Below are 20,610 nucleotides of genomic sequence, written 5' to 3' on the forward strand. Positions count from 1 at the left end.
ACGCGGTGCGCCGCTCCCGGCGCCCCGAACGGCCGGGCGCCCGTGGGCTGCTGCGCCGCACCGCCGGGGAGCTGGTGCTGCTGGACGCGCCCGGCGGCCGCTCCGGGGCGCTGGTCCGGGCGCTCGCGGTGCTGAACGGGCGGTCCGTGCTGGTGGTCGGCCAGCAGCGCCGGGGCGAGGACGGGGAGCGGCCGTTCACCGCGGCCGACCTGCGCGCGGTGCGCCGTACCGCCCGGCTGGCCGAGCAGCTGGGCCTGCCGCTGGTCACCGTGGTCGACACGGCCGGCGCCGAACTCTCCGCGCAGGCCGAACTCGACGGTGTCGCCGTGGAGATCGCGCACTGCCTGGCCACGCTGCTCGCCCTGCGCACGCCCGTGCTGGCGGTGCTGCTGGGCCAGGGTTCCGGCGGCGGCGCGCTCGCCCTGCTGCCCGCCGACCGGGTGGTGGCCGCCGAGAACGCCTGGCTGGCACCGCTGCCGCCCGAGGGCGCCTCGGCCATCGTCCACCGCGACGGCGGGCACGCGGCCGAACTGGCCCGGGCCCAGGGCATCGGCGCGTACGACCTGGCGGCGGTCGGCCTGGTGGACACCGTGGTGCCCGAACTGCCGGACGCCGCCGAGGAACCGGAGGCGTTCTGCGAACGGCTCGGCCGCGCGGTCGGCGCCGCCCTCGGCGAGCTGGCCACGCAGCCGGAGGTCGACCGCCTCGCCGCCCGGGCCCGCCGGCACCGGCGGCTGGGGGACCTCGTCGAGGGGTGACGGCCGGGCAGTGCCCCGGCCGCCCGGGGTTATCCGGTACTGACACACCCTCACCTATCCTGCCGGGATGACCGAACCGATCGAACTCGTCATCTTCGACTGCGACGGCGTGCTCGTCGACAGCGAACGCATCGCCGTGCGCGTCAACGTCGCCCTCGGCGCCGAACTCGGCTGGCCGATCACGGCCGAGGAGGTCATCGACCGCTTCATCGGCCGCTCGATCACCGTCCTCTGCGCCGAGGTCGCCGAGCGGCTGGGCCCCGAGGCCGGCGAGCTCTGGGCGAAGCGGTTCGCCGAGCTGCACGCGGAGGCCGTCGACCGCGACCTGCTCCCGGTCGACGGCATCCCCGACGCCCTGGCCGCGCTCACCCTGCCCAGCTGCGTCGCCTCCAGCGGCGACCACGCCAAGATGCGCCACACCCTGGGCCGCACCGGCCTGTACGGACATTTCGAGGGCCGGATCTTCAGCGCCACCGAGGTCGCCCGCGGCAAGCCCGCCCCCGACCTCTTCCTGCACGCCGCCCGGCGGATGGGCGTCGACCCGGCCGCCTGCGTGGTGGTCGAGGACAGCCGCTACGGCGTCCAGGCGGCCCGGGCCGCCGGCATGCGCGCCCTCGGCTACGCCGGCGGGATCACCCCGGCCGAGTGGCTGACCGGCCCGGACACCGTGGTCTTCGAGGACATGCGCCGACTGCCGGAGCTCATCGCCGCGTTGTGAGCACGGGGCGCAGGCTCCGGACGGGGCGGGCTTCCACCGCCCCCGTCCGGAGCCCCGCCCTGACGTCAGGACACCGCGTCCTGGGCCGCCGTGAAGCGCTCGGCAGACCATCGGCAGATCACGTCGTAGCCCTCGAAGCACTCGAACGGCAGGTGCGTCGACTCCGAATCCGAGAGCAACCACCGCATCAACGGTGCGTCCGCGCGCGGGTCGTCGTACCGGCCGAGCCCGTGCGCGGCCGCCCGCGCGACGTCGGGATCGGGGTCGGCGAGGGCGGCGGCCAGGAGCTCCCGGATCTCCGGCGTCCCCGGGGTGACAGCGCCCAGCGCCCGCAGCGCGGACCGCCGGACCCGGGCGGTCCCGTCCGCGCACAGCTCGATGAGGGCCGCCACCGCCTGCTCGTCCCCGGCCCCGACCAGCTGGTTCAGCGCCCCGGCGACCTCGGCCCGGACCGCCGCCTCCGGATGCCGGTGGTGCCGCACGATCTCGGGCAGCGCCCGCCGGTCGAAGTGCTGTCCCAGCCCGTTGAGCAGCAACCCCAGGACCTCCGGCACCGGTTCGTCCCGTGACCGGGCCCGGATCAGGTCGACCGTCCGGCCGTGGAACTCATTGGCCCACTCCTCCGTACCGAGCCCGTAGCGCAGCAGCACCTCGGCCGCGAAGCGCCGGCGCCGCGGGTCGGGGGACACCGACTCCTCGGCGGCCCGGGCGAAGGTCTCCTCGTCCGCACGATCGGCGAGGACCATGACCGCGTACCCGTAGCCGACGTGCCCGGGGTCGCCGAAGTACTCGGGGTCACCGGCGTGCCCGGGGTCGCCGGCGTGCCCGGGGTCGCCGACGTGCCCGGGGTCGCCGGTGCGCCCGGGGTCCGGGCAGGCCAGTGCCCGGTGCAGCAGTTCCTCGTACGGCACCCGTACCGCGAAGACCTGCTCCAGCAGGGTGACGATCGGGCCGTGCCCGGTCTGGAACGCCAGACAGCCCGTGGGTCCGCACACCCTGATCGCCTCGACGCCCTCCAGCCCCTCCTCCCGGGCGGGGACCCGCTCGACGGTGACCGGATCGGCGCCCGCCGTGGCCGTGGCCTCACGGCCCAGCCGCCGCATGGCCTCGACCACCGGATCGTCGGCCTCGAACCACACGCGGGCCAGGTCCAGCGGGCCGCACCCGACGTCGTCGCGCAGCCACAACTGCGGCTGGGCGGCCAGCAGTCTGTTCACCGTGCCCAGCGCCCCGGCGTCGGCGGCCTGCATCAGAGCCGTCCGCCCGCCGGTGGAGGGCTTGTCGACACGAGCCCCGTTCGCCAGCAGGCACTCGACCATCGGGGTGTCCGCCCGGCCGGCGGCCAGGGCCAGCACCGTCATCCCGGCGGCGTCCGCCGTGTCCGGCGGGGCACCGGCCGTCAGCGCGGCCTCGGCCGCGGCCACATCGCCCTGGAGCACGGCGGCGAGCAGGGCCCGACGCCGGGCGGCGTCAGCCGTGCTCACCCGTCTCCTCCGGCAGGCCGAGGAGGGCGCGCATGTGGGCGTACTTGGCGCGGAGGCGGTCGGCGGTGGCCCGGTCCAGCACGGCCAGCCGGGCCGGGTCGGCGTTGTGGGCGAGGTCCGCCTGCTTGACCAGCAGGGCGCCGGGTGTGGCGAGGACGCGGGCCGCGTACCCCTCCGGCCCCTCCCTCGGACGTTTGGTCAGCGCGTCGACGATCGCCTTGGTGCTCTCGGGCAGTGCGGCTGCGGCCAGCCAGTCCCGGGTGAGCGCGTCGTCCTCGATCGCGTCGTGCAGCCACCCGGCCGCGATCTGGTCCTCGCCGCCGCCACGGGCCGCCACCCCGTGGGCCACGGCGGCCAGGTGCTCGGCGTAGGGGTGGCCGTTCTTGTCGGTCTGCCCCTCGTGGGCGCGGCGGGCGATCGACTCCACCTCGGCGAGGCTCAGGTATTCCACACGGCCATGGTAGGGCCCGGCGCCGACGAACCCGGGGCCCGGCCGGAGTGCGTGTTCGAACACCTGGTTGACTGCGCGGGTACGAATCGTCGTGGCCTCAGAGGAACCCATGCTGCTGTCCGGATTCGCCCCCATCTGGGCCCTGACCGGGGTCGGGTACCTGGTCGGGCGCAGCGGGCTGCTGGGACCGCACGGGGAGCGCGTGCTCGGGCGCTTCGTGTTCCACGTGGCGATGCCCGCCGCCCTGTTCACCATGGTCGCGCGCACCCCGCTGGATCGTTTCGCCAACGCCTCCGTGCTCGCCTTCGTCGCGGGTACGGCGGTCGCGATGAGCCTCGGGCTGTTCCTCCTCCGGCTGCTCTCCCGGCGACCGGGCGGCGCCACTACGGGCGGCGAGGGTGACGGCAAGGGCGCCGGCGGGGGTGGGAACGACAGCGAGGGTGAGGACGGCGGCGAGGACGGGGGCGCCCGTCGTCGTACCGGGGAGCGCGCGGTGGGCACGATGGCCGCCGGGTACGTCAACTCGGCCAACCTCGGGATCCCGGTGGCCGTGCAGGTGCTCGGCGACGTCTCGTTCGTCGCACCGGTGGTGCTGTTCCAGATCCTGCTGGTCACCCCGGCGGTGCTGACCGTGCTGGACTCCGGGCGCGGCCGGCCGGCACTGACGGCGGTCCTCACCCTGCCGCTGCGCAACCCGATCCTGCTGGCGACCGGGCTGGGCGCGGTGCTCTCCGCGACCGGGTGGCGCCTGCCCGCCGAACTCGCCCGCTCCTGCGAACTCCTCGGCGGCGCGGGCGTGCCGACCGCACTGGTCGCCCTCGGCATGTCCCTGTACGCCCGGCCGTCCGCGGAGGACGGCGGCGGGCCGGGGCGGCCGTCGGAGCGGCCCGCCGGCGCGGCCGGGCGGTTCGCCGAGGTCGGTGCGGTGGTGGCGGTGAAGACGGTGGTCCAGCCGCTCGCCGCCTGGGCGTTCGGCGCGTACGCGCTCGGGCTGGCACCGGCGCAACTCCTCACCGTGGTGCTGTTCTCCGCCCTGCCGACCGCCCAGAACGTGTACACCTACGCCCGCGAGTACGGCGTCGGCGCCGCGCTCGCCCGGAACGCGGTGCTCTGCTCCACCCTGGTGTCGATGGCCACGCTCTCCCTGGTCGGCCGACTGCCGGGCACGTCCTGACCTGCACCGACCGGCCCCCGACCGACCGGCGGGTCCTACGTCTCGCGCGCGGCGGACACCACCCCCGTCATCGCCTCCAGGAACCGCCGGGCCGTGGCCAGCTCCGCCGCGTCGAAGGCGCCCATCGCCGCCACGAGGTCCCCGATCAGCCCGCCGAAGAAGGACTGCCCGAGCTCCATCGCCCGTTCCTCCACCAGGAGCCGCACCTTCCGGCGGTCCCGGGAGTCGCGCTCGCGGCGGATCAGCCCGAGCCGCTCCATCCGGTCGATCAGGCCGGTGGTGCCGGCCGAGTTGAGCCGCAGCGCCTCGCCCAGGCGTCCGGGCGTCACCACCGTTCCGGCGCGCGCGGCGTCGAGGAGGTGGATCAGGGCGCGCAGGTCGGTCGGGTGCAGGCCTTGGCGCTCGGCGAACTCGGCGCCGAACAGATCCAGTTCGACCGTCAGCCCGCGCAGCAGGTGCACCAGGCCCAGCGGCTCCGTCCGGTCGTCGGCAGCGCCGGTCGCCCGGTCGGCCACGTGACCATCCACCCGGTCGTCCGCCCGGCCGGCCTTCGCTTCGTCGTCCACCCGGCTGTCCCCTTTCCTCTTCCTCGACGGCGGCGCCGCCCGGTAATGTCTCGCTCAGCGAGAGTATCGTTCAGCGAGAGGGAAAGCTCCCCGGCTCGCCGTCCGTCACGCGCCGCACCGCCCGCACGCCCACAACCGGAGCCGCCGCCATGCCCGTACGACCCGAGTCCACGACCGCCGCCCCGGCCTTCCTCGCCGCCTACGATGCCACGCTCGCCCGCTGGCCCGTCCCGTTCGAGACCGTCGACGTGCCCACCGAGCACGGCACCACCCGGGTCACCGTCTGCGGCCCCCTCGACGGGCGCCCGCTCGTCCTGCTGCACGGCGGCGGCGCCACCTCCACCGTCTGGCTCGCCACCGTCGGGGCGCTCGCCGCCACCCACCGCGTGCACGCCGTGGACCTGATCGGCGACCCCGGCCGCAGCGTCCACTCCGGCCGCCCGCTCGACGGCGTCGAGGGACTGACGGGCTGGCTGGACGCGGTCCTCGACCACCTCGGACTCGACGGGACCGACCTGTGCGGCCACTCGTACGGCGGGTGGATCGCCCTCGAGTACGCGCTGCGCCACCGCCGGCGCGTCCGCCGGCTCGCGCTGCTGGACCCCACCCAGTGCTTCGCCGGCTTCCGGCCCGGCTACCTGCTGCGCGCGCTGCCGCTCCTCCTGCCGCGCCGCACGGCCGACCGCGCCCGCTCCTACCTGCGCTGGGAGGCCGGCGGGACCGCCCTGGACGCGGGCTGGGCCGAGGTCTTCGCCCTCGGTCACGCCGGGTTCCCCGCCTCCCGCGTCGTCACGGGCCCGCGCCCGTCCGCCGAGCGCCTACGCGAACTGGCCGCCCCGACGCTGGTCGTGCTCGCCGAGCGGACCCGCACCCATGACCCCCGGCGGGTCGCCGAGGCCGCCGCCCGCGCACTCCCCCACGGCGAGGTGACCACCCTTCCGGGCACCTCGCACCACACGCTCCCGTTCGCCGCCCCGGAGCAACTCAACACCCGGCTCGGTGAGTTCCTGAACCGTTGAGCCTTCCTGAACCCTTGAAGCCCGTTGAACCCTTGAAGCCCGTCGGACCCGGCCGACGACGCACGACGGACCGGGCCGGCCGGGCCCGACCGGTCAGCACGGGGCCGGCCGGCCCGGACGACCGCCGATCAGCAGGACATCAGTAGATCAGGTAGCCGGGACGGTGCCCTTCGTCCTCGATCTCACCGGTGGCCTGGGCCCGCAGCTTGCGGGACAGCTCCTCCAGGGCCCGGGAGGCCGCGACCTCCTCGCCGATGCGGGCGAGCGGCCGGTCGTCCGCGCTCTTGACCGCCTCCCCGTGCGCGCTGAGACCCGGCGCTCTCGCCCCGGTCAGCCGCGCGTCGCACCCCGTGTGCACGCCGTCTTCCTCGAAGCTCAGCTCGACTTCCCACTGGTTGTGCATCCCACACCTCCTGGCGCCGACCCCGTCGCGCCCGTTCAGCCCATTACGGCTGCTCACACCAGCGTGCGCCCGCCCCGCCCACCCCGGCAAGCGCGGCGGCCGCGCGCCCCACGGCCACCGGCAGTGGCCACCGGTGGCGGGGCCCGACGACGGGCCTGCGGGCGTGCCCGACGACGGGCCCGTGACGGGGCTCGCGACAGGGCGGCGGTGCGGCCCCGGCGGTAGGCTGGCGACAGCGCGCCGCGTCGGCCGGCGGACCGGGCGGACATGACGATCCGGACGACCGGACGGCCAGCGCCCGCCGCGCCGACACCGCCGGCCGCCGACACCAACCGTCGACGGCCCACCGACGACGGCGCGGGCGGCGACGTTCGGTGGTCCCTCCGTGGTGGTCTTCCTTCTCGCACTGGGCGCGGCCTGCTGCCTCGGTCTCGGTTTCGTCCTCCAGCAGCACGCCGCGCAACGGGCGCCACGTGCCGACATGCTGCACTGGCGACTGCTGCTCGACCTGCTCCGGATGCGCGAGTGGGTGCTCGGTACCGGGTTCATGATCACCGGCCTGCTCCTGAGCGCGCTGGCCCTCGACCAGGGTGAGGTGTCCCTGGTCGAACCGCTGCTGGCCACCAACCTCGTGTTCGCCATGGCGCTCTCGCGCGTCCTGACCCGCCAGACTCTGGGCCGCTCCGGCTGGCTCGGGGTGCTGCTGCTCGGCTTCGGCGTGACGGTCTTCATCGTGGCCGGCCAACCCACCGGCGGCGGTCCACAGGCCGGTCAGCTGCGCCAGTGGCTGGTGATCGGGGTCGTGGTCGGGCTGACCGTGCTGCTGGTCACCCTGGCCCGCCACCTGCCGCTCTTCGAGGAGGCGACGCTGCTGGCCCTCGCCGCCGGACTCCTCTACGGGCTGCAGGACGCGCTCACCCGGTGGACCGCCGAGGAGCTCGACCACGGCGGGCTGGGCGCGGTGGTGGGCACCTGGCAGCCCTACACCGTACTGGCGGCCGGGGTGGTCGGACTGCTGCTGGTCCAGAGCGCCTTCGAGGCGGCGCCGCTGAGGATGTCCCTGCCCGCGTTGACCGCCGCCCAGCCGATCGCCGGGATCGCCTGCGCGGTCGGCTTCCTCGGCGACCGACTGCGCCTCACCCCGGCCGCGCTGACCTGGGAGGCGATCGGGCTGGTGTGCATCGTGGTCGGGGTGGTGGTGATCGGACGCCACCCCGCCATGCCGGGCAGCACCGACCGGGCCGCCATCGGGGACGGCACCGGGGACGGCGCACCCGGCAGCGCGGACGGCGGCTCCGTCGCCGCGCCCGCGGCAGACCCGGTGGCCGACCCGGACTCGGGCTCCGGCCCGGTCCCCGGTTCCCGGCCCGACCCCGACGCCCCTGCCGGCGCCGGCGCCGATCCCCGGGCCGGCCCGCGCGCCGACCAACGCGCCGGCCCGCGACCTGATCCACGGGCCACGGCCGACGGCCGCACCAACGACCGTACCGACGGCGGAGCCGATACCAGGGGCGGCGACCGGTAACCGGCCCGATCGCCGCCCCACGTTCACCATCCGTCTGACCACCCGCCGGTCTCCGTCCACCACCGCCACCGTTCACCGCTCCACCGAACCACCGCCCCACCGTCCCTCACCACCCCGCCGTCCGTTCCCCGAACGCTCACCGTCCTCGCCCCTCAGGAGGCCCGATGTGCTGGAGCGTGCAGGCGGATCTGGCGGCCGGTGCCGTGGTCTGCGGGGCCGGGCTGATCTGCCTCGCGCGGGCCCGCCGCGCGGAGCGGCGGGGGCGGAGCGGGCTGCTGCCGCTGGCCGCCCTGCCACTGCTGCTGGGTGTGCACCAGCTGCTGGAGGCCGCCGTGTGGCTCGCCGCCGAGGGCCGGTTCGACGGCCCGCCGGCCCAGTGGGCGCGCACCGTCTGGGCACTGATCGCGCTACCGGTGCTGCCCGTCCTGGTCCCGGTCGGGGTGTGGCGTGCCACACGCGCCTCGTCGTCGCCCGGCCGCCGTCGGACGGTGGCGGCCCTCGCCGTCCTCGGCGTGCTGGTCGCCGTACCGCTGGCGCTCGCGGTGGCGACCGGCCCGGTGACCGCCCGCGCGGAGGGTCACACGCTCGCGTACGGCGTCGGCGTGCCGCACCCCGCCCTGCTGCTCACCGGGTACCTGGTGGCCACGGTCGGGTCGCTGCTGGTCAGCGGTGACCGGACGCTGCGACTGCTCGGCCTGCTCGTCGGCACCGGCGCGGTGGTGTGCGCCCTGCTCTGGCAGACCGCCTTCGTCTCCACCTGGTGCGCGCTGGCGGCCCTGGTGAGCGTGGTGCTCATCCGCTGGACGGGCCCGCCGCCTCGGCCGCGCCCGCAGGAGCACCCACCCGCCTGAGCCGCCTCGTCCCCCGCTAGGCGGCCCTGGGCAGGTCCACCGGCTCGGGTATCGCGGTCGGCCGGGTCGCTGCGGTGTCGTCCGGGCCCTGCCCCGCCGCGCCGAGGCCGCGCAGGCGGTCCATCTCGCGCCACTCCGGTCGCAGGCCGGCCAGGGTGGTGACCAGGAAGTACAGGGCACCGGTCGCGAGCAGTACGGGCACCAGCCCGGCGGAGCCGATCACCGCGCCCGCGATCAGACCGCCGAGGGGTATGCCGGCCCAGGCCAGGGAGTCTCCCAGGGCGTTGACCCGGCCGAGCATGTGGCGGGGCACCCGCTCGAAGAGGATCGCGCTGAGGATCGGGTTGATGAAGCCGGCCCCGAAGCCGCTCACCGCGAACACGGCCAGCACCAGCCACATCGGACCGTCCGAGGCCAGGATCAGGAACCGGGGCGCACCGCCGAGCAGGTACCCGACGAAGAACACCGTGCGGCGCGGGAGCCGGTGGGCGATGCCCGCCGCGATCAGGCTGCCGCAGACCGCCGCGACACCCCAGGTGGTGCCCACCAGGCCGATCCCCGCCGGACCGCTGCCGGACTCCTGGGCCCAGACCGGCACCATGACGGTCAGGAATCCGGCGTCCATCAGGTTGGTGAGGCCCACCATCACGATCACGGTGAGCAGCAGCGGCTCGCGGCGCAGGAAGGTGAAGCCCTCACGGAACATCCGCCAGTAGCCGGGCTGCCCACCGGACGCGTCCGGCTCGCCCGCTCCGGCCGTACGCTCCACGGACTCCGTGGCGCTACCCGCCGGATGTGCCGCCCCGCCCATGCCGCGCGGCAGGGCGAGCCCGATCACCACCGAACCGAGGGCGAAGGTCACCGCGTTGACGGTCAGCCCGGCCATCGGGCCGAGCAGCGCGATCAGCGCCCCGCCGACCGCCGGGCCGACGGTGGTGGCCAGTCGCTCGGTGACACCGGAGAGCCCGGTGGCCCGTTCCATGGGTATCCGGGCGCGGTCGGCGGCCTCGGGGACCATCACCTCCTTCGCCAGGTCGCCCGGCCCGCGCGCCCCGCCGATCACCGCGACCAGCACCAGCAGCAGCCAGAACGGCAGCAGACCGAGGCCGTGCAGCAGCGGCACCAGGCCGGCCGCGACCGCGCTCACCGCGTCCGTCGTCCAGGAGACGACGCGGGGGCCGATCCGGTCGATGAGCGGGCCGGCGAACGCCTTCACCAGCACGTACGGGGCCAACTCGACGAAGGCGACCAGCCCCGTCATGGTGGCGCTCCCGGTCGCGGCCAGCACGAACCACGGCAGTGCGATGGCCGAGACGCGCGTGCCGGTGAGCGAGATCGCCATCGCGGCGAGCACCCCGGTCAGCGGCCGGATGCTCCGCGGCGCGGCCACGGTGGTCGTCGTCATGAGCCCTCTTCCCCTCCGTCGTCCGTTCCGGTCCTGGTCCTGTCCTCGTCCTCATCCGCCGTCCCCGTGGTCTCGGGGTCGGGCAGCAGCTGGACGATGAGCGAGACGCGCGCGCTGTTCTCCGGCAGCTCGGCGGTCGCCTCGGGGTCGTCCCGGCGGTACCGGTTGATGACCTCCAGGAGCTCCGCCGAGAGGCCGCGGGCCTCCTCGGGGGTGAGCCGCAGCAGCCAGTCGCTGAGGTCGAAGGCGTGCCGCCAGTCCTGCGGCATGGTCGTGTACGCCCCGAGGGCGCGCTGCGCGGTCTGCGCGTTGGCGGCCACCACCGACTGCCAGAAGGTCAGGGTCGCCTCGGGCTCCTCGTCCGCCAGCGACATGTCGCGCCACCAGGTGGTCCGGTGCGCGGCCTTCCACCAGCGGTCACGCGCGTTGCCGCGCTCCTCGTCCTCGACGACGAAGCCCGCGGCGGCCAGCTGACGCAGGTGGTAGCTGGTCGCGCCGGAGGTCAGCCCCATCCGCTCGGCGAGCCGGGTCGCGGTGGACGGCCCGGTGCGGCGCAGCAGCCCGAGCACCTGCACCCGCACCGGATGGGCCAGCGCCCGCAGGCCCTTGGCGTCCATGACGACATGACTCTCCGGGTCGGGCCCGTGCGGCCACCCGCCTTCGCGTTCCTCACTCATGGCAGCAGAGTAGACCGCAAAGACTTCTTTGCAAACAGTTTTTTGCAAAGAAGTCTTTGCGGTTCCCCTGATCGGAACATCGCCGCAGGTCAGCGGCGCACCGTCCCGGTCGAACGGGTGCCGCGGATCAGTGCGAGGCCACCGCCAGGACCAGCATCAGCGTGAGCCCGCCCCCCGGCGTCGCCTCGGCGGTGAGGCGACCGCCCGCCGCCCGGACCAGCCCGGCCGCCGGCCCGGCCGAGCCCCCCGCGCCTGCCCCGGCGAGCGACCACGGACGGGCCCGCGGGGCCGTGTCGCCGCCCCGGTCGACCACCCGGATCTCCACCCGCGCCCGGCCCCCGCCGCCCGCGCCGCCCCCGGCCCTGCCACCCGACGCCCCGCCGCCCGACGCCTCACGGCCCGGGCCGTCACCACCGCCGGGGCCGCGCCCGCGCCCGGTCACCACATCGGCCCTGAGCAGCACCTTCGCGCCCGCCGGGCTGCGCCGTATCGCGTGGTCGACCAGCCCCGCCAGCGCCGTCTCCAACCGCCGCCCGTCCGCGATCACCACCGGGAGGTCGGCCGGTACCTTGGTCCGGACGGCGGGCGCCCGGCCGCCGCCGCGCAGCACCCGCCGGACCACCTCGGCCACCTGCACGTGCGGCGCCTCCGGGGCGCAGCCCTCGGGCCGGCCGGTCCAGCGGAGCCGTTCGAGCTCGGCCGGGGCGAGCGGACGCGGCCCGGCCATCCCGGCGGCCCCGAGCCGCACGGACCCGGCCGCACCGGGCCGCCCCGAGCCGCCGCCCGGTGGTCCGCCGCCCGGACCGGTCACCCCACGCCCGCCGACCACGCCCGGGCCCCCGGACACCCCGGGCCCGCCACGGCCACCTCTCTCGCCTCTCGACCCCCCGTAGGTCGCGCCCTCGGCGTACGCCCCCGAGGCCCCGTCGCCCCCACGACGTCCGAACACTCCCCGATCACCCGGTCGGCCGAATCCGGCGAATCCCGCGAATCCGCCACGCGCCCAGGTGCCCCTGGCGACCAGACGCCAGAGCTTCCCGCGTGCCATTGCTGCCCCTCGTACTCACCGGCCCGCGCCGACGGATGCGCGGCGCACCGGGGCGGGCCGCGTTCGGCCCCCTGCCGCCAAGCCTGCGCCCGGGCCGGGCCGCTGACAATCCGGCCGGCGGCTGCCCCGACCCCGGCCGACCCCGCCGACCGACGGGCCCCGCGGCCCCCGAACGGCGGGGCGCGCCCGGCCACCGGAGCACACCGCACCCCCTCCGGCAGCCGGTCGCCCCACCCGGACCACACCGCCCCGGCACCGTCCGGACACCACCCCCGCAGCCGACCCCGCCGGCCGTCCCGCACCGCCCCGGCACCGTCCCCGTACCTAGACTGAGCCCATGGTCCGGCTCAACGACCAGGTCCAGGAGCTGCTCCAGGAGTACGCCGACCTGATCTCGATCACCGGTGGCGACGCCTTCCGTGCCCGCGCCTACGAGAAGGCCGCGCGGGCCGTCGGCGGCTTCCCGGAGGACGTCGCGGGGCTCGACGCCAAGGGGCTGCAGCAGATCCCCGGGGTCGGGAAGTCCACCGCCGAGAAGGTCGCGGAGTACCTGCGCACCGGGCGGATGAAGGCCCTGGAGGCGCTGCGCGCCAAGATCCCGGCGGGTGTGCGCGAGGTCATGGCGATCCCCAGTGTCGGCCCCAAACGCGCCCTGGCGCTCTACCGGGACCTGGACATCGCCTCCGTCGACCAGCTCGCCGAGGCCATCCGGGCCGACCGGCTGCGCGAGGTCGCCGGTTTCGGCGAACGCAGCGGCGACAAGATCCTGCACGGCATCGAGCTGATGCGGCAGTCCGGCGGACGGACCCTGCTCGACGCCGCCACCGAGCTGGCCGAGCAGCTCGTCGCCGCCCTCTCCGCCGTCCCCGGCTGCACCCGCTGCGCCTACGCGGGCTCCCTGCGCCGGATGCGCGAGACGGTCGGCGACATCGACGTGCTCGCCACCGCCGAGGACTCCGAGCCCCTGATGACCGCGTTCACCGAACTCCCCCACGTGGCCGAGGTGATCGCACGCGGGCCGACCAAGACCTCGGTGCGCACCACCAAGGGCGTCCAGGTGGACCTGCGGGTGGTGCCGGAGGAGGACTGGGGTGCCGCGCTGCTGTACTTCACGGGCTCCGAGGCCCACACCATCAAGCTGCGCGCGATGGCGGTCCGGGCCGGGCTCAAGCTCTCCGAGTACGGGCTGTTCGACGCCGACAGCGGCGTCGAGGTGGTCTCGTCCTCGGAGGAGGAGGTGTACGAGGCGCTCGGCCTGCCCTGGATCGCGCCACCGCTGCGCGAGGACCGCGGCGAGGTGGAGGCGGCCCTGCGCGGCGAACTGCCGGAGCCGGTCACCCTGGCCGACCTGCGGGGCGACCTGCACACCCACACCGACCTGACCGACGGGCTGGCCACGCTGGAGGAGATGATCGACACCGCGGCGGCGCGCGGCTACGCGTACTACGCCGTCACGGATCACGCCCCCGACCTGGTCATGCAGCGGATGACGGACGAGAAGATGCTCGCCCAGCGCGCCCGGCTGCGCGAACTGGACGGGCGTCACCGGCGGTTGCGCCTGCTGCACGGCACCGAGCTGAACATCGGGCCGGACGGCGGGGTGGACTGGCCGGGCGAGTTCCTGGCCGGGTTCGACGTCTGCGTGGCGTCCGTCCACTCCCACTTCGGCGCCGACCGGGCCACCCAGACCCGCCGGCTGATCCGCGCCTGCGAGAACCCGTACGTGCACGTCATCGGCCATCTCACCACCCGGCGGATCGGGCGGCGCGGGCCGATCGACGTCGACCTGGACGCGGTCTTCGGGGCCGCCGCCCGCACCGGCACCGCGATCGAGATCAACAGCTCGCCGCAGCGCCTCGATCTGCGCGACGAGGACGTACTGCGGGCGAAGCGGCACGGCGTGCGGTTCTCGATCGACAGCGACGCGCACTCCACCACGCACCTCGCCTACCCCCGGTTCGGGGTCGGCACCGCCCAGCGGGCCTGGCTGACCACCGAGGACGTGATCAACACCTGGCCGTGGCAGCGGCTGAAGCGCTTCCTGCGCAAGGACGCGCTCCGGTAGCCCGGCCGGCGATGAAACCGGTGACGAAAACCGGTGCGGGCCGGCCGCGGCCGGGCCGGCCCGCACCTCTCGCCACCCTCGCAAATCATATGAATTGCGGCGGAAAAACCCTGGTGCGGAGGGCACCGGAGGCGCATCATGGAGGTGGACCTGCGAGGTAGCTGAGGGAGTTCGACCGCAGGAGGCAGTGGCGACAGATCGAGACGGATCAGGGTCTGCCGCTGGTACCTCGGTCGACGATCGAACTGTCAGGCCGGAGGACGTGTGTGAGTCCGGAGGCCACCCCCGCCTCGCAGGTTCCGCATGTCCGGGGGCTTCCGCGTGTCCGGGGGCCACTCACCCGGTGGGACGTGCCCACCCGGGGCCCGCCGCCGATCGGCACATCACGGGCCGGCACACCCCGAACCCAAGTCGCCACGGACAGGCCCCGTTACGCCCGGAATCCCTCCCGCTCCTGCGCCGCGCGCAGCAGTCCGGCCAGGAAGGCCGCGATCCCGTCCGCGTAGGGCTCGAACTCGCTGTCGCGCGAGGCGATCCGGGAGCGGTGCACCCGGCCCTCCAGGTCGGCGGCGAACAGCCGGCCGCCGCCGTCGCTCCCGAACACCACCGCGTCGGCCATCGTGCCGTCGCCGTCCACGGTGCCCTCGTACACCAGGTCGGCGAGGACGTAGCGGGCCGGGTGGACGAAGTAGCCGCTCCCGATGTCGGGGAGGTCCACCGCGTCGAGGGCCTCGTACACCGCCGCCAGGTCGGGGGCGACGGCCGGGTTGGCGCGCAGGCGCTCGGCCACCTCCAGGGTGCCCTCGTCGGCCGGCACCGCCCCGTTCTCGCCGGGCGCGTAGCCGTGCGCGGCCTCGAAGGTCTCAAGGAACGGTGCCAGCGTCGCGGCGAGTTCCTCCCGCCACTCGGCGAGGTTCTCGGCGGACAGGGAGGCGGGGGAGGTGTGATTCATCGGTCCAGGGGGTCGGGCACCGCGGGGTGCGCGTACGATCCGGGTGATCACCCCCGCGGCGCCCGGCACGCTGCCGCCCGCGCCCGGCGGTGGTCACCACCGCATCGTACGGACCCGCACCGACATCCGAGGAAGGCCGACCGATGTCCACCGAACACGCGCCCCCGTCCGCCGCCCCCGCCCCGGCCCCCGACCCCGTCCTCGTGCACGGCTGGGCGGCCGGCTGGGCGGTCTCCCGGCGGACCGCGGCCCCCGTGGCCGTGGACGGCGGGCACCGGATCGAGGTCGGCCTGCCCGGCCACGTCCGCCGCTACGTGCTGCCGTCGGCCGAGCCGTCGGTCCTGCGGGTGCTCGCCGGGACGGCCGCCGAACCCGGCGTGTGGCTGAAGGTGTGCGCCGCGCGGGAGCGGGTGGCGCCGCTGCTCGGGCCCGGGTGGCTGCTGAAGGAGCCGGAGTTCCTGATGGCCGCGCCGCTGCGGGCGCGGGCCCGGGCGGTCCCCGCCGGGTACCGGGTGGAGGTCGGGGCCGCGGACGGGGCCGTCGACCTCCGGGTGCTGACGACGGACGGACGGCCCGCGGCCACCGGGCGGGTCGGCCGCGCCGGGACGGACGCGGTGTTCGACCAGATCGTGACCGAGCCGGAGCACCGCCGCCGGGGGCTGGGCAGCATCGTGATGAACGGACTGGTCACCGCCGTCCGGGAGTTGGGAGCCGAGCGGGGGATCCTGGTGGCCACCGCGGACGGGCTCGCCCTGTACCGCACGCTCGGCTGGGAGCTCCACTCGCCGGTCACCGCGGCCGTGTTCGACGGCACCGCCCGCCCCGCCGCATGACCGCCGCCCCTGCCCCCGGCACCCCCGACGGCCCCGGTACCCCCGACCACCGTCGACTCGCCGCCGTCGGACCGTACTTCGCCCTGGAGGTGGCGGCCGCACCCGGAGCCCCGGCCCCCGCGGGCTTCCGTCCGCTGCGCGAGCTGTACGCCACCGGGCCGGACGCGTTGCTGGCCGGGCGGGTCCGCGAGGTGGGCCGCCGACTCGGGACGGCGGAGCCCCGGGTGGCCGCGTCGATCCTCCAACTCGGCCTGGCCGCCCGCTTCTGGTCGGTCGGGCTCGGCGCGGCCATGCTGCTGGGCGCCGTACCCGACCTCGACCCCGACCGGGCACGGGTCCGCGTCCCGGACCAGGGCCCGATCGACCTCTGGCTGCCCCACCCGTGGACACCGCACCCGGCGCCCGGCCCCGCGGAGCTGGCCGAGGAGCTCCACCGCACGGTCGTCCTCGGCCAGTTGACCCCGCTCGCGGCCGCCGTCCGCTCGGCCGCGCCGGTCGCCGAACGCCTGCTGTGGGGCAACGCCGCCTCCGCGCTGGTCGGCGCGCTGCGGGTGCTGCACGACCACGCCGCCGCGAGCGGTCCCGAGGCCGTACGGACGGCCCGTGACCTGGCCGAACGGCTGCTGGAGCGCGAGCCGCTCACCGGCACCCTCCGCGCCGGCGCGGCCGGACGCGGGGTCCGTCGCACCAGTTGCTGCCTGTACTACCGCATCGGCCCGGGTGCCGGGGTGTGCGGGGACTGCTGCTTCGACCGGCCGCCCCGCTGACGCCCCCGAACCCTCGAAGCGGCGACGGCCCCCGACTATGATCATCGCAATCGCCTGAAGATCATCGGGCGGGTCGCGTACGGGGGGACGGACCATGGGCGGAGCGCGTCACACCGAGCAGGACGCACGACGGACGGGCCGGACGAGGAACGCCCGCCGCTGGTCGGCGGCCGCACTGACCCTGCTCGTCGCCGGCACGACACTCGGCTGCTCCGGCGACGACGGGTCCGGCAAGGCCGCTCCCGCCGTCGACCCGGACAGCACCGTCGTACGGACCGACACCGAACCGCTGCAGCGCCGCTTCCTGGCCATCGGCCAGTTCTCCGACCCGCACTGGCTCTTCTACTACCCGCAGTTCCCGAGCGGCCGGGAGCTCATCCCCTCCCCGGACCGGCCGGTCCGTCTGGTCGGCATCGCCCACCTCCCGACGGGCACCGCCGCCGCCATCACCACCGACCCCGCGTACCACTTCGAGCCGGCCCGGCCGCCCGCCACCCCCGCCGCCAGCCCCTCCGGCCACGATCCCGGCGGGGACACACCCGGCCCGCTCCGGCCGCCGCCCCCGCTGGCCGGTTCACTGCCCGGGGACACCCGCTGGCTGACCAGCCCCGAGTACGACCGCAGCGTCACCAAGTCCCAGTACTGGGGCAGGTTCTTCCTGGACCCGGCCACGGACAGCATCTACTTCGACACCATCTCGCCGAAGATCGTGGACGGTAGCGACAAGACCGCCACCCCGTCCACGGAGTCCACCGGCTGAGGCGACCGCCACACCGGCTCAGACCGGGACCGCCTCCTCCATCCCCTCCTCCGAGGCGTCCGAGGCACCCGAGGTCTCCGAGACGCCGGCGCCCGCCCCGGCGGCCGCCACCACCACTGCCCCTACGCCCCGCCGCCGCCGCTCGTACGCGGCCGCGCCAGCCATCAGGGCGCAGCCCGCGGCCAGCCACAGCAGCAGGGTCAGCAGGTGCCCGCCGAGACCGGCGCCGCCGTCGAAGTACAGCAGGCTGCGCGCGCCCTCCAGGAAGCCGGCACCGGTCCAGAAGGAGTGCAGCCCTCCGAAGAAACCGTTCTGCAGCTCGGGGCGGTAGACGCCGCCCGAGGTGGTGAAGTTCAGCATCACGAACAGCACCATCATGGCCAGCGTGGTCCAGCGCCGCAGGAAGGTGTGCAGGCCGATGCCGACGGCGACGACGCCCGCCGCGTAGAGCCAGCCGAGGGCCCAGACCGCCGCCGGGTCGTGGTCCACCACGTGGAAGAGCGGCCCGGCGGTGACGATGCCGATGACGCTGACCGTCAGCGAGACCGCCAGGCCCACCAGGGCGCGCAGCCGCATGCTCAGCGCTCCGCCGGCCGCGCCGATCACGGCGACGCTCCCGTAGGAGCCGATGGAGAGCGCGACCAGCAGGAAGAACAGGCCCTGGCCGGTCGGGTCGCCCGCGCTGGGCGTGGTGAGGTCGGTGACGGCGAGCGGGACGCCCTGCCGGTCGGTGACGTTCTGGAACACCGCCTCGGCGGCCATCGCCGAGGTGTCGGATCCGCCCTTGGCGACGAGCAGTTCGGGGCTCCGGGCGTCCGGCAGGAAGGCCCCGGCCAGCTCGCGGTCCAGCAGCCGCCGCTCGGCGGCCTCCCGGCTGGGCAGCGTGCCGACGTCCAGCGCGGGGCCGGCCTTCGCCTGGAGCGCCAGGGCGAGGCCCCGGGCCTCCTCGTCGGTGCCGACGACGGCGACCTTGAGGTGGTGCGGCTCCGGCCGGTGGAACGCGCCCTGGTAGGCGAGCGCCATCCCGAGGCACATCAGCAGTGGCGTGAGCAGGTGGACGGCGAGGTGCTTGAGCGCGTGCCCCGCGGTCGGCGCCGTGCGCCCCGGGGTGGGTGCCGCGGGGGCTGGGGTGTGGGGTGTACGGCTCATGCGGCTCGCCCGCTCCTCCGATTAGGTTGGTAAATGCAACTTCTATGGATGCAGTTTACAACCAGAACGCGGCGGAACGGGCACGCGGCCCCCGCCCGGCCGTCCCCGGGCGGGGTCCGCACGCCCCGGAACGGCTCAGACCAGCTCGAACACCCCGTACGCGAAGCCCTCCGCCCGCAGCTCCCCGTCCAGCACCCGTACGCCGCTCACGTCCAGCCCGCGCGCCTTCCCGACGTCGAGCCCCGCCCCGCCGGGCCCGTCGCCCGGACCACCGGCGGGCCCGGAGCCGAGCCCCACCTCGCCGAACGGCACCGCCACCGGCTCGCGCCGCGGGTTCACCACGACCAGGTAGCGCCCGTCCCGCAGGTACACCAGCGGGTACCCGGCGTGCCGGACGTCCACCGTGCCGCGGGCGCCCAGGCCCGGGTGGGTGCGGCGCAGCGCGATCAGGCGGCGGACGGTGTGCAGCAGCGAGGTCGGGTCGGCGCGCTGGTCAGCCACGTCGGGGCGGCCGGGATCGGGGTCGACCGGGAGGTAGAGCCGGTCGGCGGGCGCGGTGGAGAACCCGGCGTTGGGGCCGGCCGTCCACTGCATGGGGGTGCGGGAGCCGGCCCGGTTGTAGCGCGGGCCGAGCACGCTGCCCTCGGTGTCGGGCAGGCCCGGGACGTACCGCATGCCGATCTCGTCGCCGTAGTAGATCGCGGGCAGGGTCGGCCAGGTGAGCAGCAGGGCGAAGGCGGCGGCGAGTTGCTCGGCGGTGCGCGGTCCGGTGGCGAGCCGGGAGAAGTCGTGGTTGGCGGTCGGGAGGACGATGTGGCCCGCGCCTTCGGTGAGTTGGGCGGCGGAGCGCCAGGCGTCGAGGAAGGCGGCGGGCGATCCCTCCCCCTCGGCGTCGAAGTAGCACGGCCCCTGCTGCCAGAACTCCTCGACGGTGCCGGCGTCGTTGTTCCACAGCGAGCGCAGCGGCAGGCCCTGGTCGGGGCCGCCGAAGTGGAGGAAGAAGTCGGCGTGGAAGCCGGCCGCGACGGCGGCGGCCGGGTCGCCCCACTCGGCGAACAGGGCGGCCCGCGGATGGGTGCGGTCGAGCCGGTCGCGCAGTTCGGTCCAGAGCTTGGAGGTCTCGGTGAAGCCGGGGTCGTCCTTGACCAGGGACGAGGCCATGTCGACCCGGAACCCGTCGAAGCCGAGTTCCAGCCAGTGCGTCATGACGGCGTGCAGCGCGGCCCGGTTGGCCCGCGGACCCTCGGCGTCGACCGGCTGGCGCCACGGCTCGTCGGAACGGGAGCGCGCGTAGCCGAAGTTGAGCGCGGGCTGGCAGTCGAAGAAGTTCGGCCGGTAGGAGCCGGGGCGGCTGCCGGGCGAGGCGACGAAGCCGTCCACCGGGCGGTCGGACCAGATGTAGCGGTGGTCCCGCGGATCGTCCGCGGCGGCCAGGAACCACGGGTGCCGGTCGGAGGTGTGGGCGGCGACCAGGTCGAGCAGGATCCGGATCCCCTTGCGGCGGGCGGCCTCGGCGAGGGCGGCGAGGTCGTCGGCGGTGCCGTAGCGGGGCGCCGGGGTCAGGTAGTCGCTGACGTCGTAGCCGGCGTCGCGGAACGGCGAGGCGAAGCAGGGGTTGAGCCAGACCGTGTCGACGCCGAGCCAGGCCAGGTGGTCGAGGTGGGCGGTGATACCGGCGAAGTCACCGATCCCGTCGCCGTCGGAGTCCGCGAAGGTCTGCGGGTAGATCTGGTAGAGGACGGCGTCGGTCAGCCAGTCGGGGCCGGGGCGGGTCGAGGTCATGGTGATGGGTCCTCCTGCCGAGAGCCGGGCGTGCCGGGCGGGCGTGCCGGACGTGCCGGGCGGGCGTCCCGGACGTGACCCTGCCCGCCGGGCGCCCCTGGCACGCCGCACGTGCCGGGCGCCGGGGGCCGGGTCGGCCGGGTCTCAGATTCTCGTCCAATCCCGGCCGTCCCGACAGCCCGCCCGGATGCCTCCGGGCGCATCCGCCACCCGGGCCCGCCTC

19 protein-coding genes and 1 pseudogene are annotated in these 20,610 nt (G+C 75.5%); 10 read left to right on the forward strand and 10 right to left on the reverse strand.

All coding sequences use genetic code 11. The annotated features are described in order from the left end of the window. Together ACWEQL_RS14970 and ACWEQL_RS14975 are read left to right on the forward strand one after the other, a co-directional pair. Window positions 1-758, forward strand: a 758-nt coding sequence (locus tag ACWEQL_RS14970; protein ID WP_452150656.1) for a carboxyl transferase domain-containing protein, incomplete at its 5' end; no start/stop codon positions are given. A gap of 67 nt (window positions 759-825) precedes the next feature. Continuing rightward, window positions 826-1,476: an HAD family hydrolase gene (locus ACWEQL_RS14975; protein ID WP_452150657.1), complete on the forward strand. Its 651-nt coding sequence runs from the start codon at window positions 826-828 to the stop codon at window positions 1,474-1,476. A 65-nt stretch (window positions 1,477-1,541) separates the two neighbouring features. Here the strand turns inward: ACWEQL_RS14975 and ACWEQL_RS14980 are convergent, their stop codons facing one another. Together ACWEQL_RS14980 and ACWEQL_RS14985 are read right to left on the reverse strand one after the other, a co-directional pair. After that, complete coding sequence (locus tag ACWEQL_RS14980) at window positions 1,542-2,960, reverse strand: HEAT repeat domain-containing protein (RefSeq protein WP_452150658.1); 1,419 nt, start codon at window positions 2,958-2,960, stop codon at window positions 1,542-1,544. Then, a complete protein-coding gene (locus ACWEQL_RS14985) occupies window positions 2,947-3,402 on the reverse strand; it encodes an HD domain-containing protein (RefSeq protein ID WP_452150699.1) in 456 nt (151 codons plus the stop codon). The genes ACWEQL_RS14980 and ACWEQL_RS14985 overlap by 14 nt, the downstream gene beginning before the upstream one ends. 118 nt (window positions 3,403-3,520) lie before the next feature. On the opposite strand from ACWEQL_RS14985, the gene ACWEQL_RS14990 reads away from it, so the two are divergent. After that, complete coding sequence (locus tag ACWEQL_RS14990) at window positions 3,521-4,585, forward strand: AEC family transporter (protein ID WP_452150659.1); 1,065 nt, start codon at window positions 3,521-3,523, stop codon at window positions 4,583-4,585. A gap of 35 nt (window positions 4,586-4,620) precedes the next feature. Here the strand turns inward: ACWEQL_RS14990 and ACWEQL_RS14995 are convergent, their stop codons facing one another. Then, a complete protein-coding gene (locus ACWEQL_RS14995) occupies window positions 4,621-5,055 on the reverse strand; it encodes a MarR family transcriptional regulator (protein WP_452150700.1) in 435 nt (144 codons plus the stop codon). Between the two features lie 245 nt (window positions 5,056-5,300). On the opposite strand from ACWEQL_RS14995, the gene ACWEQL_RS15000 reads away from it, so the two are divergent. Further along, the gene (locus ACWEQL_RS15000; RefSeq protein WP_452150660.1) at window positions 5,301-6,170 is read left to right on the forward strand and encodes an alpha/beta fold hydrolase; all 870 of its coding nucleotides are present in this window, start codon (window positions 5,301-5,303) and stop codon (window positions 6,168-6,170) included. A 139-nt stretch (window positions 6,171-6,309) separates the two neighbouring features. Here ACWEQL_RS15000 and ACWEQL_RS15005 read toward each other — a convergent pair whose 3' ends face one another. Further along, window positions 6,310-6,573 carry a dsRBD fold-containing protein gene (locus ACWEQL_RS15005; RefSeq protein ID WP_452150661.1) on the reverse strand — a complete coding sequence of 88 codons (264 nt, stop codon included), beginning with the start codon at window positions 6,571-6,573 and terminating at the stop codon, window positions 6,310-6,312. Window positions 6,574-6,958: 385 nt separating this feature from the next. Here ACWEQL_RS15005 and ACWEQL_RS15010 point away from each other — a divergent pair. Both ACWEQL_RS15010 and ACWEQL_RS15015 read left to right on the forward strand, forming a co-directional pair. Further along, window positions 6,959-7,813 (forward strand): annotated as a pseudogene (locus ACWEQL_RS15010) (DMT family transporter); the annotation flags it as partial. A gap of 449 nt (window positions 7,814-8,262) precedes the next feature. Then, the gene (locus ACWEQL_RS15015) at window positions 8,263-8,949 is read left to right on the forward strand and encodes a DUF6629 family protein (protein WP_452150662.1); all 687 of its coding nucleotides are present in this window, start codon (window positions 8,263-8,265) and stop codon (window positions 8,947-8,949) included. 16 nt (window positions 8,950-8,965) lie between these two features. Here ACWEQL_RS15015 and ACWEQL_RS15020 read toward each other — a convergent pair whose 3' ends face one another. The 3 genes from ACWEQL_RS15020 to ACWEQL_RS15030 all read right to left on the reverse strand — a co-directional run bounded on the left by ACWEQL_RS15020 (window position 8,966) and on the right by ACWEQL_RS15030 (window position 11,758). Then, a complete protein-coding gene (locus ACWEQL_RS15020) occupies window positions 8,966-10,354 on the reverse strand; it encodes an MFS transporter (protein WP_452150663.1) in 1,389 nt (462 codons plus the stop codon). Next, a complete protein-coding gene (locus ACWEQL_RS15025; protein WP_452150664.1) occupies window positions 10,351-11,031 on the reverse strand; it encodes an ArsR/SmtB family transcription factor in 681 nt (226 codons plus the stop codon). The genes ACWEQL_RS15020 and ACWEQL_RS15025 overlap by 4 nt, the downstream gene beginning before the upstream one ends. 127 nt (window positions 11,032-11,158) lie before the next feature. Next, on the reverse strand, window positions 11,159-11,758 hold the full coding sequence (locus tag ACWEQL_RS15030; protein WP_452150665.1) for a hypothetical protein: 600 nt from the start codon (window positions 11,756-11,758) through the stop codon (window positions 11,159-11,161). A 658-nt stretch (window positions 11,759-12,416) separates the two neighbouring features. Between ACWEQL_RS15030 and polX the strand changes: the two genes are divergently transcribed. After that, window positions 12,417-14,144 carry a DNA polymerase/3'-5' exonuclease PolX gene (gene polX / locus ACWEQL_RS15035; protein ID WP_452150666.1) on the forward strand — a complete coding sequence of 576 codons (1,728 nt, stop codon included), beginning with the start codon at window positions 12,417-12,419 and terminating at the stop codon, window positions 14,142-14,144. Window positions 14,145-14,574: 430 nt separating this feature from the next. On the opposite strand, the gene ACWEQL_RS15040 is transcribed toward polX, so the two are convergent. Beyond that, window positions 14,575-15,096 carry a hypothetical protein gene (locus tag ACWEQL_RS15040; RefSeq protein WP_452150667.1) on the reverse strand — a complete coding sequence of 174 codons (522 nt, stop codon included), beginning with the start codon at window positions 15,094-15,096 and terminating at the stop codon, window positions 14,575-14,577. A 143-nt stretch (window positions 15,097-15,239) separates the two neighbouring features. Here ACWEQL_RS15040 and ACWEQL_RS15045 point away from each other — a divergent pair, with 143 nt between their 5' ends. The 3 genes from ACWEQL_RS15045 (at window position 15,240) to ACWEQL_RS15055 (ending at window position 17,456) form a co-directional block, all read left to right on the forward strand. After that, window positions 15,240-15,929: a GNAT family N-acetyltransferase gene (locus tag ACWEQL_RS15045; RefSeq protein ID WP_452150668.1), complete on the forward strand. Its 690-nt coding sequence runs from the start codon at window positions 15,240-15,242 to the stop codon at window positions 15,927-15,929. Next, window positions 15,926-16,696, forward strand: coding sequence for a (2Fe-2S)-binding protein (locus ACWEQL_RS15050; protein WP_452150669.1), 771 nt, complete (start codon window positions 15,926-15,928; stop codon window positions 16,694-16,696). The genes ACWEQL_RS15045 and ACWEQL_RS15050 overlap by 4 nt, the downstream gene beginning before the upstream one ends. Window positions 16,697-16,790: 94 nt before the next feature. Continuing rightward, a complete protein-coding gene (locus ACWEQL_RS15055) occupies window positions 16,791-17,456 on the forward strand; it encodes a hypothetical protein (RefSeq protein WP_452150670.1) in 666 nt (221 codons plus the stop codon). A gap of 18 nt (window positions 17,457-17,474) precedes the next feature. Here ACWEQL_RS15055 and ACWEQL_RS15060 read toward each other — a convergent pair whose 3' ends face one another. After that, window positions 17,475-18,605 carry a hypothetical protein gene (locus ACWEQL_RS15060; protein WP_452150671.1) on the reverse strand — a complete coding sequence of 377 codons (1,131 nt, stop codon included), beginning with the start codon at window positions 18,603-18,605 and terminating at the stop codon, window positions 17,475-17,477. A gap of 135 nt (window positions 18,606-18,740) precedes the next feature. Beyond that, window positions 18,741-20,387, reverse strand: coding sequence for an alpha-amylase family glycosyl hydrolase (locus ACWEQL_RS15065; RefSeq protein ID WP_452150672.1), 1,647 nt, complete (start codon window positions 20,385-20,387; stop codon window positions 18,741-18,743). Window positions 20,388-20,610 lie beyond the last annotated feature (223 nt).

It is taken from the genome of Kitasatospora sp. NPDC004240 (assembly GCF_053603215.1).